The organism is uncultured Thiothrix sp., assembly GCF_937873765.1.
In the GTDB taxonomy this organism is placed as follows: domain Bacteria; phylum Pseudomonadota; class Gammaproteobacteria; order Thiotrichales; family Thiotrichaceae; genus Thiolinea.
Map to the genome: position 1 here is coordinate 121,406 of NZ_CALMZC010000015.1, position 17,870 is coordinate 139,275.

The window sequence follows — 17,870 nt, forward strand, 5'->3', positions numbered from 1 at the left end:
TTAAATTTTTAGTCTACATATTAATGGGCTTGGTTTTTTTGGGCTTTATTTGGAGGGGGATAGTATGGCACAGGGACTTAGTTTAAACATTGGCGTAAATTTTATTGATGCCAAGCATTATGGATCAGATGGCGCTTTACAAGGCTGTGTGAATGACGCTAACGCTATGAATAGCCTAGCTTTAGGTCAAGGCTTCAAGGCGCAAATCCTTCTAAATGAAAACGCTACGCGTGAAAACGTAATCCGTTCTATTAATCAGGCTGCCGCTAGCTTGCAGTCCGGTGATATTTTCTTTATTTCCTATTCTGGACATGGAAGTCGTGTGCCCGATACCAATCGTGATGAAGACGATGGAATGGATGAAAGTTGGTGTTTGTATGATGCCCAACTCATGGACGATGAGTTGAATGTATTTTGGTCGCGCTTTAAAGCGGGTGTAAGAGTTTTAGTAGTTTCGGATAGTTGTCACAGCGGTAGTATTACTAAACCCGGTGAGGCGGAGGTCATTTACACTCAACAAACTCCACGCTTTTTACCCCTTAAGCAGATGCAAGAAGCGTGGAAGGCGAATGAAGCTTTTTATACAGGTTTAATGCGAGATTTGCCTCGTGCAGCCCCCGCTATTCAAGCGAGTGTGCGTTTATTATCGGGCTGCCAAGATAATCAATATTCCTATGATGGTGAGAAAAATGGAGCATTCACTACTCAGCTTTTACAAGTGTGGGCGGGGGGGCGTTTTCGAGGTAACTATCAGCAATTTCATCAGAAAATCCTAGCACGAATGCCAGCGATTCAATCACCGAATCATTCGATAATCGGTGCGAGTGATCCACAGTTTGACCAGCAAACACCATTTGAGATTTAGTATTAGTTTTTATGTTTCTTGAACAAGGATTGCTTCAAGAAACTTAATCCTCATGGATGAACCTCAAAGCAGCTCGAAAGGCTTAGTTGTTTTATGGACAACACTGCTGAAACCACCCAGTATGATTTTTTTATTTCCTTTGCAGAGGATGCAAAGGAGTGGGTGTATGGGGTCTTAGTGCCAAAATTAGGACGTACTGGCAAAACTTTTGTTTTGATGGGAGAAATTACTGGTAACGCATGGGTTGATGATCTGCAAGCTAATATTGAAGCGAGTGAGAAAATACTTGTCGTTGTTACCCCCCAATATTGCACGAGTCAGCGCAATCATCTATTGCAATTAATGGCTTTCACTAAAGGTGCTGAACACAGAGAGTGGCCTGTTGTACCGCTTTTACTGAAATCAGTTGATCTAGAGTTATTTTTACGTTTTATCAATGGAGTCAATCTGACTCAATATCAAAGTGAAGAGCAATTAGATGCATTATTTGCTGTCCCACCACGCAGCCAAGAAGAACAGCAACAGTTAGATGGCTCGCCTTATCCGGGCATGAAAACTTTTGAAGAAGAAGATGCTAGTCGATTTTTCGGGCGAGAAGAAGCCATTGACCGATATGTTCAAGCACTAAGGAATGAACATATTTTAGTGCTAACCGGTGCTTCGGGTTGTGGCAAATCCTCTTTAGCCCGAGCCGGTATCATTCCTCGCTTAAAAGCCAAACATCAATTCTTGGTTAAAACGGTTCGACCCATTGATAAAGATTTAGATAGCTGGTTAGAGCAAGCCGAAAGTGCTTTAAAACATGGTGATGACTCAACCAAGCAATTTTTTTCCTTAAAGCAGCCTGATCAGAATTTTTTATTGTTTATTGATCAGTTTGAAGAGTTATTTTCTACTGAATCAGATGAACCTTCAAACTTTATACTCAGTATAAGAGCTAAGCAGCTTTTAGGTTTGCTAGTCAAATTGAAAAAGCAAGTCCCTAATTTTTATTTACTCATCACTTTACGTGCGGAGTTTTACCCACAACTAGCGCTCTGCCAAGCTTATCTTGATTTTGATAACTACTTGCAGCGAATTAATGCATTAAGTCGTGAGGGCTTAACTAATGCCATTACTAAACCAGCCTTAAAAAAATATGTCTATATTGATGAGCGTTTAGTGGAGCGCTTAGTGAGTGAGGCTGGTGATGACCCAGGGATTTTGCCGTTTGTGCAAGAGACCTTGCGTGATTTATGGGAGAAACGTTATGAGAATTATATTGGCTTGGAAGCTTATGAAAGTTTGGGGGGAAGTACAGGTTCAGGGCTAAAGGCATCCATTGCTGCGAAAGCAGATGCAGCTTATAAGGCCTTAATCTCGATAGATAAAGAACATTGTCTTGAAAAAGAGAGTATTACTAAGCGGATTTTTTTGCGTTTAATTCAGTTTGGAGAAGGGAAGCCGGATACTCGGCGACAGCAATCTATTTCAGACTTACGAAGTGATCAAGATACTCAAGGTGTGTTTGAAGAAACTTTAAGGCATTTATCTTCAGAGAAGTATCGCTTATTAACGGTGAGTCGTGGGGATGATGATGAGGATTCTAAGGTTGATATTGTGCATGAGGCTTTGATTAAGGCTTGGCCAATGTTGCAGGAATGGATTAGTAAGTATAAAAGAGCAGAGTTAGAGAGTCGAGATTTATTAAATAAGGTTGTTGAGTGGGATAGGAATTTATCTAAAAAAGCAGGTTTCTTAGATAAAACTCAATTGGATAATGCATTAAAATTAAAAGATGGGCTAGAGAAAAATGGTTTTTCTATAGAAAATAGGGTTGATGAATATATAAGGGCTAGTAGGTGCTTTAGAAAAAAGCAGTTAATTAAGAAGGCCACTTTTCCCGTTTTATTTGGGTTGATTGTGTTAAGTTATTTTTCTTTCAAGTTAATAAGTAATTATCTTATGAAACAAGAGGTATTAGCTTTAAATCCATTAATTGAAGTACCCGCTGGAATTTACACAATAGGCAGTAATCTGAAAAAAGATGAAAATTATTATCCAGAATGGAAAGTTGCTCTAAATAGTTTTGCAATGGAGCAATATGAAGTAAGTAACTATTTATATTGTTTATGCACCAAAGTTGGTGTTTGTAATATGGTGAATTATCAAATACAAGATCAAGTACAAGATGTTTGCGATGCTCCTAAAAATGAACCAGTTAGCAATGTTAATAATGCTGAGGCTCAGGTATATTGTGGGTGGCTTAATAGACGATTGCCCACAGAGATTGAATGGGAAGCAGCAGCTAGGACTGTAAAAGCATATGCCTATACATCTGGCTATTTTTTAGATTATGAATTGACTAAACAAGAAAATGATATTAAAACTTCAATATTCAAAACAGAAAAATCTAAAATGGGTTTCTATGGCCTAGGTAGAAATGTTATGGAGTGGACTAGTTCACCCTATATTAGGTATTGTGAAAATAATTTTGAGAAATTATTAACTGATAAGAAAATTAATGAATCATCAGTGCTTAGGGGTAATACATCAAGAGATAAGGCAATAAATAGTTTTTCTCATTTGTTACTTAATAGAAGTGCTGCTCTTTCTAATCAAAAGCATGTATTTATAGGCTTTAGATGTCTTAATGTAGATAAAGAGCGAGTGAATAATTTAAATGAAGTGAGATGTGATAAAAATGGGTATATTAAATTGGATCAAAGATAAATTTTCGAATATTAAAATTGGTGATAATGAAAAGCCACTAAGCACATCAACATCAACTAGCGAATTAAGATTAGGTGAAGTTTTTGAAAATCATAAGATTACACTTCATCCTAAAGAAGAAATAAAAATAACTATTGGTGGTAGCCTTTCAATTGAAAACGGTAAGCGTATTGGCGTAGGAGAGTCTTTCTCAAATAACCAAATAGATAATGTATCATTATTAAATGATAGTGGAAAATCTGTTAGTTATGAGATAACACGTATATGAGAAGCCTATCAAAAAATTACTCGCTCATCATCGGCATCTCCGCCTACCAACATATCAAACCCCTATCCGCTAGTGTCACCAATGATGCCAACAGCATCCATGCTTTAATCACTAGTGGAAGTTTAGGGTTATATGGCTCGGCTAACGTCCAGTATTTAACGGATGCTGAGGCCACTGGTGCGGCGATTCGTGCCGCTTTAAATAAATTAGCCACTGAATGCCTAACCGATAGCACCGTCTTAATTTATTTCTCCGGTCATGGTGCGCAACTTCTTGCTGGTGATCAGGCCGGAGCTTATCTTTTGCCCGTGGATGTCCGTTACGGTTCAGATGAAGAATTGGCGAATACCGCCATTTCAGGCAAAGAATTTAGCGAGGCTTTGCGTCAATTACGCTCAAGAAGAGTTTTAGTTATTTTTGACTGCTGTCATTCAGGTGGTATTGGTGAGACTAAAAGTCCTTATGGTACTGAAGTAAAAGCTGGTTTGCCGGATGAGTATTATAAGGTGTTGTCTAAAGGTTGGGGGCGGGTAATTATTGCATCCTCCCGACCGAATGAAGTTTCTTATGTGTATCAGGGCGATAAAAATAGTTTGTTTACTAAGCATCTATTGGAAGGATTGCAAGGTAAGGCTTTGGTAACAGGTCACTATGTACGTGTCTTTGATTTATTTAGTTATCTCCAGCCCAAAGTAATAGCGGAACAGCCTAATCAAAATCCACTCATTAAAGCCGAGGTCGAGGAAAATTTTCCAGTAGCTTTGGTGGCTAATCTACCGGTAGCAGTACTACCCAAGACCCCAGAAGATGATTATAAATATGATCTATTTTTAAGTTATCGGCATGTTGATCCCGATCAGCAGTGGGTCAAGAAGACATTAGTGCCCGCTTTAAAGGAGGCGGGTTTAAGTATTTGTTTTGATGGTGACTATCAGTGTTTTCGTGCAGGTGAGCCGATTATTAAGTCCATGCAAGCAGCCGTCGAAAAGAGCCGTTATACGGTAGCGATTTTCACGCCTGATTACGAAAATAGCGGCTTTACTGAGTTAGAGAATTTAATGGCTCAGCATTTAGAGACAGAAGCTAGTCAAGTAGCCGGTAAAAATAAGCGTTTAATTGGGGTTTTATATCGTGACTGTGATATGCAAAAATTGTCTTTACGTTTACGTTATAAACGCTTTGTAAATATGCTAGATCCAGTAGAGTTTAAGGAGGGGGTTGAACAACTGGTTTATGAGTGTAGAGAGGCTAGTTTTTAAAGGAGAAATAAATTGGACAGAAAGATATTTTTCGATTGTGTACGTAATTATCCATCGAATGGTAAATTAAGTAAGCGCCAAGTACAGGGTATGGAAATCATCTTAAATGAATGGGAGCTACGTCAATTACAAGATATACGTTGGCTAGCTTATATTTTAGCGACGGCCTATCATGAAACGGCGTTTACCATGGAACCAATTGACGAATATGGGAAAGGCCGTGGCCGTGAGTATGGTATCCCTGATCCTGAAACTGGGCAGGTTTATTACGGGCGTGGTTTTGTACAGGTCACATGGAAAGCAAATTATTTACGCTTTAGTGAGTTACTGGGGATTGATTTACTGAGTCAGCCTGAGTTAGCGCTGGAGCAAAGTGTTGCAACGAGCATTTTGTTTGAAGGGATGATAAATGGCTTATTTACAGGTAAGGCATTGCGCCATTATTTTCGGGAAGAAAGTGATTGGTATAATGCACGGCGGATTGTGAATCGTTTAGATCGTGCCGAGCAGATCGCTCGTTATGGGCGTGCCTTTTGGTATGCCTTGCTGATGGCCGCAGGCGAAGTTGAACAGGCTTTGTTAGTACCTAAAAATCCGGAATATAACGAATCCGAGGGGTTAGCTGTCGAGGTGCAAGAATTAGCACGCCAATTTCGGCAGGCCAAGGAGTTTGATTATTGATTAATCAGTCTACATTCAGGCTTGATAGTAGCGCCTAAACAGCTCAATAATTCTTGTGACATCTTCTGCTGAAACGCCTAAATGCAATACACAACGCATCCACGGTTGTTGCCAGCCAATGCGTACTCCATTTTCTGCCATGAACGCTTGTAAAGGTGCATGATCTTCAGGGCGTGGCTTAATAAAGAACATATTCGTTTGTAAGCGCTCTTGATCAACTTCTAACTGTGGTAGTTGCGCTAAGGCTTCGGCAATGATGCGAGTGTGTTCATGATCAAGTGCTAAGCGTTCAATATTATTTTCTAGCGCATAGAGACCTGCACCGGCTAACATGCCACTTTGACGCATGCCACCGCCTAAAATTTTGCGTTGCCGCTTAGCATAACGAATTAGTTTTTCCGACCCCACAAGTACTGAGCCTGCAGGTGTACCTAAGCCTTTGGATAAACAGATGGAAACTGAATCCATGGATGCGGCTAATTCGGCGGGCGTTGTGTTTTGTTTAACTACCGCATTAAAAAAGCGTGCACCGTCTAAGTGAACGGTTAAACCGCGTGCATGGGCTGCTTCAGCGAGTGCATTTAGATGCACTTGATCTTGTACACAGCCAGATACGGTATTTTCTAAAGCGAGTAATTTGCTAATCGGATCATGAATATCGTCGGGCTTAATAGCCGCGAGCAGGTCTTTAATGTCAATCCGTCCTAACTTGCTAGTGGGCAGAGGATGCATCGCAATCCCGCCTAGAACGGAAGCACCCCGCGCTTCATGTAGGAAAGTATGGTAGTGCTCACCAACGATGACTTCCTCTCCGCGCTGACAATGACAAAGTAGCGCTGCCAAATTGCTTTGCGTACCACTAGGAAAAAATAGAGCTGCTTCTTTATTTAGCAGGCTCGCTAAACGCTGTTCAAGGGCTTTAACGGTCGGATCTTCTTCATAAACATCATCACCTAAAGGTGCATCAACCATCGCTTGCTTCATGGCCGCCGTAGGTTGGGTGACTGTATCACTGCGTAAATCAATCATGCGTTTATTCAAGTTCAACAAGGGTTGGTGATGTACATATTGGCTCATTGAACAGCTCCAGGAGGAATCGAATAAGTACCGACAACATGGGCAACAGGTTCTGCGTTGCCTACTGAATAAATATAAACTTCGCCTATGACTAGGCGTTTGCCCAGCTTTAAAAGCTTACATTCACCAATGAGATCGGCATTCGCAGCGGGCTTATTGAGGAAGTTGATTGATAAATTTGTAGTGACTGCTAGAGCCACTGGGCCGAGTTCATGCAGGATCGCTATATAGATGGCAATATCGCCGACTAAGACTTGAGTAGGGCCAGATACCGTCCCACCCGGGCGCAAATGATTATCGTCTACGGGTTGGCGCACCCGACAGGTTTTAGTGCCAACGGCTTCGATCACTACATTGGTCTGTGGAAATTCCTGGGCAATAAAGGCGCGAATGGCAGCTAACTCCATGCATTTTCCTCTGGCAGTTCCAACACTGTCGCTTAGTTTGCTTACTTAACTACTAGCTTGATCATGCCAAAGGCTTAGAAGCAATGCAATTTAGTGCTGTTGGAGCGTGTCTATTCTTTATGTGATTATAAAAAAAAGGCAACCCGAAGATTGCCTAAAATGCAGAAAGAGACGGTGTAGTCGTTAACTCAATTTAACGATGCCGATTAGGTATATGGCGAATAGGGGTATACCCACCATGGCGTGGCATTGGGCGTTGATAGTGACGGTTACTTAAACAATTGCGTTCCGCTCGGGTAACTCGTCCATCAACCCGCACACAACTATTGCGATAGTTAACAACGCGATGATTTTGGCGCTGATAATGCACCACAGCAGCACGGGTAGGAGCAGGGCGATGATAGCCGGAATAACCCACACCACATTGCGATGCGCTAGCGCCCGTACCAACTAGCAGTAAACTAGTACCGAAAATAGCCAAAGATAATAATTTTTTCATGCAAATACTCCTAGATTTGTGGTTGGGTAAACTCAATAACGCACAAACTGTCTGATTGGTATACAAGTCTAAATAGAGATTGCGCAGAAAATACACGAGATAATGTGCAAATAATAAGGAAGTTGAAAGTTGTATAGTGCCTTTGATCCACTGAATCAATGCTATTTTCTGCAACCATCTTAAAGCTTAGACCGAAAATCGGAGTTATTTTCTAAAATGGCTCAATTAAATCTAATTTAAGCTCTAAAATAATTTTGTTTAATTGTGGTTAAATTCTAATTAAGGCTTAGTTTAGTGAACTATCGTCCTGAAATTGACGGTCTACGTGCGCTTGCCGTAGTTGCCGTGATCTTGTTTCATATGAATTTTAATCTATTCCAAGGTGGTTTTCTTGGTGTGGATCTATTTTTTGTGATTAGCGGCTATCTCATTACTAACTTAATTCTTAATGAGCTAAAGTTTAATGATTTTAGCTTGGTAGGGTTTTATGAAAGACGAGCAAGGAGAATTTTACCAGCTTTATTAGTGGTACTCTTAGCGACTTATGCTTTTTCGTGGTTTTTTATGTTGCCTGATGCACATCGTGCTATTGGGCAATATGTAGTGGGTAGTTTAACTTTTTCTTCCAATTTACTATTTTATATCCAAAATAAAAACTATTTTAAATTAGGTGAAGAGGAGAACCCGCTCCTGCACACTTGGAGTTTAGCGGTTGAAGAGCAGTATTATATTTTATTTCCATTACTTCTCTTGTTACTTTGGCCGAATAGAAGGATCTTGCTCGTAGTTTTAGTGACTATTGGTATGGCCAGTATCCTAACCGCTAACTGGTTGCTTGCTCAGCAAGCTTTAGCCGCGTTTTATCTGTTACCGGCCAGAATCTGGGAGCTGTTGGCCGGAGCTTTAGCGGCTATTTATCTTAGTAGTCAGCTCATCCAGTTCAAGCCTATTCATCATTGGCTGGGATTACTAGGGTTAGGGCTGATGGTTTTGCCGATTTTTCTGTTTAATGCCCATACTCCTGTACCCAGCTTCTATACCCTTATTCCAGTACTAGGCTGTGTATTAGTGATTATATTTGCGCAGAAGGGGGCTTGGGTTCAACGCTTTCTTAGTCAGCGCTGGATCGTGGGACTGGGGTTAATTTCTTATAGTGTGTATTTATGGCATCAACCCATTTTAGTATATACGCAGCTTATGTTGGGATCGCTTAGTACCGTGACTAAGCTAGGCATTTTGTTCCCCATAATGTTGGTTTTCGCTTATTTAACTTGGCTTTTAGTAGAACAGCCATTTAGGAATAAACAACAAGTTTCTCTCAAGCAATTAGTTGCTTGGGTAGCACCGGCGAGTCTGATGTTAATTAGTTTAGGGGTGCTAGGGCAGTTCACCAATGGTTTTGAAATGCGCAGCCCTCTGTTCCAGCGCTTAGCAAGTAATGCCGGTTTTGGCAAACAGTGTAATGGTAATTTTCAATACCAAGCGGCTTGTGCTTCTTCGCAAATGCCTGCAGTTGCTACCTTGGGAAACAGCTATATGGTGCATTTCTCGAAAAATCTGACTGAACAGTATGCAACTGCAGGTGTTTTGCAACTGACCAAAGAAGGTTGTGAGATCGGCCTGATTGAGAAAGACGTCGCTTTACATCAAAACACTTGTGTTGATTTTTACAAGAAGGCACTTCAGACCATCGAAAGCTTAGCTAGCATCAAATTGGTGATAATGTCTTCACCCTTTAATGGGGTATTGGATGAGGATTATTATGCTTCCCTGCGCAGTATCATTGATAACTTAAATGAGCAGGGTTTGCCAGTATTGCTGCTTGGACCCACCCCTGATGCACCTTTTAATGTAGGGCGCTGTTTGGTCAAACAATATTATTTACCTTGGCTAGCAACTAGCAATACATCCTGTAATTTTGAGGTTAGTGCTCAGCAACTTAAGAAGGTAGCTAAACTTCAAGAGCTGGCTCAACAAACTAAAGCAGCTAAGTTCATCGATCTGACGGAAACGATCTGCTCCAATTATCAATGCCAAATGCTACGGGAAAATGGGATATTGATGTATACCGATCAAGGGCATTTAAGTGTCGAAGCCTCTAGTTATGTACTGAATCAGCTTAAGCACGAATTGCCCAAGCTGTAGTTAATCTGGACTTAAGTTAGAGCCTGAACCAAGAAGACACTAGAAACTGTATGCTAGTTAGACTCATGTTATGCTGTGCGTTTTTGTTTTACTGAGCTGGTATTTTGGATAGTCAACAAACTGAACGCTATTATCGAGAGGCGCCTGCAGCTCGCTACGCAGTCTTAATTATTGTCTGTATTAGCAGCTTTTTAACCCCAGTTTCTTTATCTGGCTCTTTTGTTGCTGTTCCAGCTATTTCAGAGGATTTGCATGTCAATGCGGTCTATGCTAGTTGGATTCCTGCGACTTTTCTCTTAAGTAATTTATTAATGATGTTGCCTGCTGGGCGTTTAGCCGATCAATATGGTCGCAAACGAATTTTTTTAATAGGTGGTGTGTTATTCAGTATTGGCTGTTTAATTGCAAGCTTCGCACAAACCATTGAAGTTTTGTTAGTTAGCCGCGTGGTGCAGGGTATTAGTAGTGCCTTATTTTTTACTACTGGCATGGCGATTATTACTAGCGTCTTCCAACAAGGGCGCGGTGCCGCTTTAGGTTGGTTAGTTTCTTCGATCTATTTAGGTTTGACCTGTGGGCCTTTATTAGGTGGCTGGGTGACGGAACAGTTTGGTTGGCAGGCGGTCTTTTGGTTTCCCTTACCTTTAATGCTCATGGTGCTGGTGCTCGCTGCCTTGAAAATGAAAGGCGAATGGCGGAATGCTCAACCAGATCGCTTAGATTTTATCGGTACTCTGTATATGGCCTTGGGTATGACCGGTAGCTTCATCGGTTTAAGTAGCTTGCCTGATTGGAAAGCGATCCTTTGGCTGGGTCTGGGGATCAGCTTTATGGTGATCTTTGTGCGCCATTGCTATACCGCTGCTAGTCCTTTAGTGCGCTTAAACTTAGTGCTTGAGAATAAACCATTTTCGCGGGCTTTGGGTGCATCTATCATGGTGTATGCAAGCAATTATGGCTTGGTGTTTTTACTCAGTTTGTATTTGCAATATAACCGTGGGATGACACCGACCGAGGCAGGGCAAGTTTTAATGGTGCAAGCGATTGTTATGACAGTGTTAGCGCCTTTAGCCGGACGTTTATCCGACCGCTATCGCCCGCGTTTATTGGCGACTTTGGGTTGCTTATCCATGGTGGCCGGTTTAGCTTTATTGGTGGTTACCGTTGGGCCGAAGACGCCGATTTGGATTATCCTTATTTGCTTAATAGCCTTCGGGATTGGTTTCGGTCTGTTCTCTACTCCGAATAGCAATAGTGTGTTGGGTTCAGTACCTCCTGAACGCTTGGGAATGTCCTCGGCTTTATTAAATTTATCGCGTCTATTAGGACAAATGTTTGGAACGGCGATTATTACTTTACTGATGTCGTTGATGATTGGTCAGGCCAAAATCACTCCGGAGTATTATGCCGGTTTAATGGAAGTGGTACGTTGGGCAGTCGGTTTATCCTTAGTGTTTGCCTTAGCAGCGGCGTATTTTTCCAAAGAGCGCTCTGTAGCTCTAAGTACTTAAAAGCTTATAAAAAAGAGCCAGCTCCTTGCGGAAACTGGCTCTAGCCCCTCAAACATTCCTAAGTGCCCTGTGTGTCTTACTTAAGGTAAGCGCTTAAGCCATTTGGCACAGCACTAATACTCACAAAAGTTTTAGCGTTTTCGTCATGGTGATAGCTGCTGTGCTTATCCTCATAACGGTCGTGATCATGATCATAATGATAACCACGTGCCACGATACGGTTGTTGGTCAACTTATAAATATTGCGTTTTAAGTTGCTTTCTTTGCGTTCCAGTGAATTACGTTCTTTATTAGTCAAACGATGGTCTTTTAAGGCCATTTTCAGTGAATAACGTAAACTTTTCAGTTCAGAGCGCAGCATACGTTCTTCGCCGCGCGTTAATTTGCCAGTTGCCACACCGCTATCAATTCGCGCATCTAAAGCGCCTATATTGACAGGGCTGGAATGATAACTCGGCGAGGCCATCGCTGTAGAAGAGCCTATGACTGCGCCAGCGATTAATAAACTTGAGAGTAGCGTTTTGAGTTTCATGATATTTCCCTAGTAACTTGGTTTAAAGTTTTCTTGTCTTGACAGGGATAAAGATACGCGCTGAATTTGTGGGAAAAATGCGCTAAATGTGGAAAGAAAGCGTAAGGCTGATCCCTTATTTAGGGGATGCTAAGTGAGGTATGTAGGCTTTGTAAGCTGAAGAATTCATCGGTAGGGCTTTAACAATGGACAAACACTCACCAGTGCAAGCCACCTAAATTATCTTAGGTGGCGCACAGCAAGGTTTAAGGTTCTTGCTCAGTTTTACCCCAAGTATCTTTCAAACCGATAATCCGATTAAACACCGGCTTATCCGCACTGGAATAAAGCGAATCGAGAATAAAATAACCTTCACGTTCAAATTGATAGCGATCATCTGTTGTTGCTTTCGCTAAACCGATCTCAGCCTTACAACCTTGCAAAATAGCTAAACTATGCGGATTCATAAAGTTTAAAAAATTCTTATCGCCTGCATCAGGGGCTGGGTCAGAGAATAAACGGTCGTATAAGCGCACTTCACAATCAATGTGTTCACGTGCCGATACCCAATGAATCACGCCTTTGGCTTTCACACCATCCGCAGGGTCTTTGCCGACGGTATCTTCAATCACGCGGGCGCGTACCTCGATAATATTACCACTGGCATCTTTAATCGCTTCATCCGCTTCGATGACATAGGCATTTCGCAAACGTACCCGCTTACCCAATACCAAACGCTTATATTGCTTATTCGCAGCTTCACGGAAGTCGTCTTGATCAATATAAATTTCGCGGCAGAACGGCAACTCGCGATTACCCCAATCTTCGCGTTGTGGGTGAATCGGTGCGAGCATAGTTTCAGTTTTGTCTTCAGGATAATTGGTCAGGGTGACTTTCAAAGGATGCAACACGCACATGGCGCGTGGCGCAAGGGCGTTTAAGTCTTCGCGTAAAGCATATTCGAGCATGCTAATGTCAATCACGCCGTCGACTTTAGTCACACCCGCCATTTCACAGAAATCGCGTAAGGCTTTTGGGGTGAAGCCACGCCGACGCATACCGGCAATCGTCGGCATCCGTGGATCATCCCAACCATCCACATGCTGTTCATCCACCAATTGCTTGAGTTTACGCTTACTGGTGACGGTGTAGTTCACATTCAATCGCGAGAATTCATATTGGTGAGGTTTAGCCGGTACAGGCAAGTTATCAATACACCAATCATACAAAGGTCGATGCGCTTCAAACTCTAAAGTGCAAATCGAATGCGTAATCCCTTCAATTGCATCACTTTGACCATGTGCATAATCGTAAGAAGGATAAATACACCATTTATCACCAGTTTGATGATGCGAGGCATGCTTAATCCGATACAAAACAGGGTCACGTAAATTGATATTCGGTGAACTCATATCAATTTTAGCGCGCAAAGAGCAATGTCCATCAGGGAATTCGCCCGCGCGCATTTTTTCAAATAGAGCTAAATTTTCTTCCACTGAGCGTTCACGATAAGGACTATTTTTACCCGGCTCAGTCAACGTGCCCCGATATTCGCGCATTTGTTCGGCATTCAAATCGCAGACAAAGGCTTTACCCTGTTCGATTAAATACAACGCCCATGCATGCAGTTGATCGAAATAATCCGAGGCATAGCGTACTTTGCCATCCCATTGATAGCCCAGCCATTGCACATCTTTTTGGATAGATTCGACATATTCTTCATCTTCTTTGACCGGATTGGTGTCATCCATGCGCAAATTGCACTTGCCACCATAACGTTGGGCTAAACCGAAATTCAGCCAAATCGATTTAGCATGGCCTAAATGCAAGTAGCCATTCGGTTCAGGGGGAAAGCGCGTTTTAATTTCGCTGACCGCATGGTTAGCGAGATCATTTTCCACGATGCGCTCAATAAAATTTAGGGGACGGCTAGTATCGCTCATAATTTTTAGCTTTTTTCAGTGATTGCAATGCCAGAATTAGACTATGTGCTCGACGGTATGTCTAGTGTAAAACTTTCGAGCAATTTTTCTCTGCGCCAGACGGTAGAAATCCTCTAGTTGTGCGGCGCAAAATAGCTTGAATACTAGCAGATTTTTCAGGTTATACTGTGCCTCCGTCATTCGGAGGAGTACCTATAATGGATCAAAAAGATAGCTCAAGCGCTAAGCTTAGCAAGCGCCGCACCGTCACTACACTACGTAAGATGAAGCAAGACAAGGAAAAGATTGTCATGCTCACCGCTTACGATTCCAGTTTTGGGCGAGTGTTAGATGAGCAAGGGGTTGATGTGATCCTCATTGGGGACTCGCTCGGTATGGTGATTCAAGGCCATCCAACCACGATTCCGGTCACTGTCGATGACATGATTTATCACACGCGTGCGGTGTCAGCCGTCGCACAGACTGCTTTAGTCTTAGCCGATTTACCCTTTATGAGTTATACCTCGTCAGAAATGGCCTTACGCAATTGTGCGCGCCTGATGCAAGAAAGTGATGCGCAGATGGTCAAACTTGAAGGGGGCGCCCCTCAAGTCGCGACGGTCAAGCAACTGACCCATCACGGTGTACCTGTCTGTGCACATTTAGGCTTGCAGCCACAATCGGTGCATAAACTGGGTGGTTATCGCGTGCAAGGCCGTGACGATGCAGTGGCTAAGCAAATGCAAGCGGATGCTTTAGCCTTACAGGATGCTGGTGCAGATATGATTTTGCTGGAATGTGTGCCTGAAGTCTTAGCCACTGCTATTACCCAAGCGGTTGAAGTACCGGTGATTGGAATTGGTGCAGGACGTGGCTGTGATGGGCAAGTGTTAGTATTACACGATATGTTAGGACTCACACCACGTGCACCTCGCTTCTCACAGAATTTTATGCAAGAAGGCCGCACGATTCAGCAAGCAATTCGCGCTTATGTGGAGGCCGTAAAATTGGGTAATTTCCCTGCTGATGCACATTGTTTTGTGTAGTAAAGATTAAAAAAGACTTGAGAGGACTTAGCATGCAATTAGTGCATCAAATTGAAGCATTGCAAGCACAAATTCGCGCTTGGCGTACTAGTGGTGAAACTATTGCTTTTGTACCAACAATGGGCAATTTGCATGGCGGACATTTAACGCTAGTGCAACGAGCTAAAGAAATGGGTACGAAAGTAGTAGTGTCCATTTTCGTGAATCCCGCCCAATTTGACCGCGCTGAAGATTTGGCGGCTTATCCCAAAACCTTGGATGCAGACTGCGGTTACTTAGCCAAATTGAACACCGATTTAGTATTCGCACCAACCCCAGAAAGTATGTATCCCACCGGCAAGCTACGTACTAAAGTCGAGGCACCGGGCATTAGTGATATTCTTGAAGGTGAAAAGCGCCCTGGTCACTTTACGGGGGTCGCTACGGTGGTTTGCAAGTTGTTTAATTTAGTGGAGCCAGATATTGCGATCTTTGGGGAAAAAGATTTCCAACAATTGCTGGTAGTGCGGCAGATGGTGAAAGACTTAAACATTAACGTGCAAATCGTTGGTGTAACGGCCGTCCGTGAACCCGATGGCTTAGCGATGAGTTCGCGCAATGGTTATCTGACTCCCGAGCAACGTCAACAAGCGCCATATTTACATCAAACCCTGCAAGAAGCGGCACGGCAAATTGTCGCTCAAGGTCAAGTGACGGATGAGGGCTTTGAGTCGATCCAGCAAATTATGATTGGGCATTTAGCTGAGCATGGCTTTCGTCCTGAATATTTTGAAGTACGGCGTGAGAATGACTTACAAGTACCCAGTTTAGGTGATGAAAATCTAGTGATTTTGGCTTCCGCATGGCTGGGCAAAGCGCGCTTAATTGATAATGTGCAAGTCTTCTTAAAGGACGGACGAATTGTTTGATCCCATTTCAATCTAGTTAAGGTTTTGGGCTATTCTGGTTGAATAGCCCAGTTCTAGCCATTAGTTAGTTGCTACATTTTAAGCTAATGCTAGTGACAGCAACTTTCAGTTCTTTAGCAAAACCCTCCACCCGAATTTTTCGCTCACCGTTTGCTTTTGGTAGAGTGATCGTTACCGCATTATTGCTGACATCTTGTGAGCCAGCCGGGCGATTATTGATATACCAGTCCACCCGATCAATGGCTTTGGTGCTGACTTCTAAGGTACAAGTTGCTGCATTGGTTTTAATGCTAATCTGATAATGCGACTGAGTGATCAGTAGTTTAGCAGCATGGTTAATCAAGTCTTGATTCGTGCCTAAAATGTCGGTGCGTGTCATATAATGGCGTTCATCAGGTTCGACGCCAAAGTCTTCGAGAGGTAGCCCTGCTTGTTCGCCAACCCTTAACATGCGGCGGCTGGAGACACGAAAATCGGCCATGCGTGGCAATTCGGTAAAAGCTTTAGCCAGGGTATTCGTTTCAGTTCGACCAGGAGCTTCCGCTAACACACGTAAGACTAAATGTTGCCAAACATTCGCTCCCCCCGCGCCTGTATTATCACTCGCGCCCAAAATCTTGCCGACTTTATTATCTCTAAATCCTGCTGCAAACATATCGGTCGCACTATAGCAATGTGCATCAGTAATTAAGACCACCGGGCCGGTGTAGATTTGCCCAATATCATTCGCTTCTTCTACGGTAGTGATGGCATGGGCGGTCGAGTAAAGAGTACCAGTCACTGGCGCTTGTTTAAGAGAAGGTACCCAATCTTTTAGATTAATCTGCGGTGCAATCGGTGAGGGCGAGTTACGAATACACAGCTCACGGATCAGCGGAGTACTAATAAATTGTGCCCTTTCGGGTTCCACAGGGTGGGGCGTGAAAATTTGTAGTAAACGTTCAGCCGCAGTAATTAAGCCTCCCGGATTGCCACGTAAATCAAGAATTAAGCCATTTTGCGGCAGGAGGTTTAAGAGACGAATAATCTCCTGAATAAAGGCCTGATCATCCTGCACCATAAAGGAGAACAAGCGTAGATAAGCAAAGCTCCCACTCGGCGTCGTCACTGAACGGGCAGTAATATCCGGCAATAAGGATTTTACTTCAATGTTATCAGCCGCGCGCCGTCCGGAAACTCGGCGTCCATGAGGTTTCATTTCGACAAATAATTTTTTGCGTGCTTGATTGATATATTCGCCTTCAAGCTGATTACCCAGCAGAAAGTCGCGATAAATCGTGGATGGATCAGGGCGAATGGGCAATAGGGTATCTGGACTCGGTATCACTCCTAAATCGACTCCTAAACCGCTACTCGGTTTTATCAATAACCATTCAAAAGAGGTTTCGAGTAATTTGTCATCGGCAGTTTTGTATTGCAGATAAAGGCGAGTTTCTAAAGGTGGAAGATTAATGGCTAAGGAACGAATCGTCAGGGAGCGTAAACCCACAGCATAACGCGCTGCGGCATTACTTCCCCCCCCTTGCTCACCATTTAAGCGAATCGCCTCTATAATAGGTAAGCCATTCCAAGTGATGAGTTCGACGCCAGCTTTAAAGGTATCAGAAGCGGGAACAACCCCACTGATTTTGGTAATTAAATAATGCGCTTGTTGTTGCTCATCAAAATATTCTTCGACTAAGAAAGGTAAAATAGCTGTGAGTGAGTTATAGGGGGCGGGTAAAACATAATTGGTATGTAAATCGTGTAGGCTAGTGAAAATCGAGAGGAGTTCACGATGGAATTCTAGCTCACTTTTCACTACCGGATCGCTAGGATTTTCGAGGCGATATTGCAATAAGGTTAAACGCTGTACCGGATCAATCGCATACAGAGCTTTTTTTAGATAAAGATGCGCGTAGACCTGTTCAAGTAGTATTTTGGCTTGATCAACGAGTATGTGTTTATCGGTGAGGGTTAGGCCAGCATCTTTGGGTAAGTTGTCGGCTAAACGCGGCAGCCCAGCGGCAAGTTCTACCATGATATGCTCCCCAGCGTGTTGTTGGTTTCGTTTAGACAG

General features: G+C 42.8%; 15 protein-coding genes. 9 read left to right on the top strand and 6 right to left on the bottom strand.

Annotated elements, in window-relative coordinates:
* The first annotated feature begins 64 nt into the window (after window positions 1-64).
* The 5 genes from Q0307_RS04985 (at window position 65) to Q0307_RS05005 (ending at window position 5,785) form a co-directional block, all read left to right on the top strand.
* Window positions 65-865: a caspase family protein gene (locus Q0307_RS04985; protein ID WP_298657457.1), complete on the top strand. Its 801-nt coding sequence runs from the start codon at window positions 65-67 to the stop codon at window positions 863-865.
* A gap of 93 nt (window positions 866-958) precedes the next feature.
* On the top strand, window positions 959-3,577 hold the full coding sequence (locus Q0307_RS04990) for an SUMF1/EgtB/PvdO family nonheme iron enzyme (RefSeq protein ID WP_298657460.1): 2,619 nt from the start codon (window positions 959-961) through the stop codon (window positions 3,575-3,577).
* A complete protein-coding gene (locus Q0307_RS04995; RefSeq protein ID WP_298657462.1) occupies window positions 3,549-3,845 on the top strand; it encodes a hypothetical protein in 297 nt (98 codons plus the stop codon). Before Q0307_RS04990 ends, Q0307_RS04995 begins: the two co-directional genes overlap by 29 nt.
* The gene (locus tag Q0307_RS05000) at window positions 3,842-5,104 is read left to right on the top strand and encodes a caspase family protein (protein ID WP_298657465.1); all 1,263 of its coding nucleotides are present in this window, start codon (window positions 3,842-3,844) and stop codon (window positions 5,102-5,104) included. The genes Q0307_RS04995 and Q0307_RS05000 overlap by 4 nt, the downstream gene beginning before the upstream one ends.
* A 12-nt stretch (window positions 5,105-5,116) precedes the next feature.
* Window positions 5,117-5,785: a hypothetical protein gene (locus Q0307_RS05005; protein WP_298657468.1), complete on the top strand. Its 669-nt coding sequence runs from the start codon at window positions 5,117-5,119 to the stop codon at window positions 5,783-5,785.
* Between the two features lie 15 nt (window positions 5,786-5,800).
* Here Q0307_RS05005 and ltaE read toward each other — a convergent pair whose 3' ends face one another.
* The 3 genes from ltaE to Q0307_RS05020 form a co-directional block, all read right to left on the bottom strand.
* Window positions 5,801-6,862: a low-specificity L-threonine aldolase gene (gene ltaE, locus Q0307_RS05010; RefSeq protein ID WP_298657470.1), complete on the bottom strand. Its 1,062-nt coding sequence runs from the start codon at window positions 6,860-6,862 to the stop codon at window positions 5,801-5,803.
* Complete coding sequence (locus Q0307_RS05015; protein ID WP_298657472.1) at window positions 6,859-7,269, bottom strand: PaaI family thioesterase; 411 nt, start codon at window positions 7,267-7,269, stop codon at window positions 6,859-6,861. Before Q0307_RS05015 ends, ltaE begins: the two co-directional genes overlap by 4 nt.
* A 193-nt stretch (window positions 7,270-7,462) precedes the next feature.
* Window positions 7,463-7,768 (bottom strand): hypothetical protein, encoded by a 306-nt coding sequence (locus Q0307_RS05020; protein WP_298657475.1) that lies wholly within the window; start codon window positions 7,766-7,768, stop codon window positions 7,463-7,465.
* Between the two features lie 294 nt (window positions 7,769-8,062).
* Here Q0307_RS05020 and Q0307_RS05025 point away from each other — a divergent pair, with 294 nt between their 5' ends.
* A complete protein-coding gene (locus tag Q0307_RS05025; RefSeq protein ID WP_298657477.1) occupies window positions 8,063-9,913 on the top strand; it encodes an acyltransferase family protein in 1,851 nt (616 codons plus the stop codon).
* A 104-nt stretch (window positions 9,914-10,017) separates the two neighbouring features.
* Window positions 10,018-11,424 (top strand): MFS transporter, encoded by a 1,407-nt coding sequence (locus tag Q0307_RS05030; RefSeq protein WP_298657480.1) that lies wholly within the window; start codon window positions 10,018-10,020, stop codon window positions 11,422-11,424.
* A gap of 76 nt (window positions 11,425-11,500) precedes the next feature.
* On the opposite strand, the gene Q0307_RS05035 is transcribed toward Q0307_RS05030, so the two are convergent.
* On the bottom strand, window positions 11,501-11,956 hold the full coding sequence (locus Q0307_RS05035; protein ID WP_298657483.1) for a hypothetical protein: 456 nt from the start codon (window positions 11,954-11,956) through the stop codon (window positions 11,501-11,503).
* A gap of 245 nt (window positions 11,957-12,201) precedes the next feature.
* A complete protein-coding gene (locus tag Q0307_RS05040; RefSeq protein ID WP_298657486.1) occupies window positions 12,202-13,878 on the bottom strand; it encodes a glutamine--tRNA ligase/YqeY domain fusion protein in 1,677 nt (558 codons plus the stop codon).
* 197 nt (window positions 13,879-14,075) lie between these two features.
* Between Q0307_RS05040 and panB the strand changes: the two genes are divergently transcribed.
* Together panB and panC are read left to right on the top strand one after the other, a co-directional pair.
* Window positions 14,076-14,903, top strand: coding sequence for a 3-methyl-2-oxobutanoate hydroxymethyltransferase (gene panB, locus Q0307_RS05045; RefSeq protein WP_298657489.1), 828 nt, complete (start codon window positions 14,076-14,078; stop codon window positions 14,901-14,903).
* Window positions 14,904-14,935: 32 nt separating this feature from the next.
* A complete protein-coding gene (gene panC / locus Q0307_RS05050; RefSeq protein ID WP_298657492.1) occupies window positions 14,936-15,811 on the top strand; it encodes a pantoate--beta-alanine ligase in 876 nt (291 codons plus the stop codon).
* Window positions 15,812-15,875: 64 nt separating this feature from the next.
* On the opposite strand, the gene Q0307_RS05055 is transcribed toward panC, so the two are convergent.
* Complete coding sequence (locus Q0307_RS05055) at window positions 15,876-17,831, bottom strand: S41 family peptidase (RefSeq protein ID WP_298657496.1); 1,956 nt, start codon at window positions 17,829-17,831, stop codon at window positions 15,876-15,878.
* Window positions 17,832-17,870 lie beyond the last annotated feature (39 nt).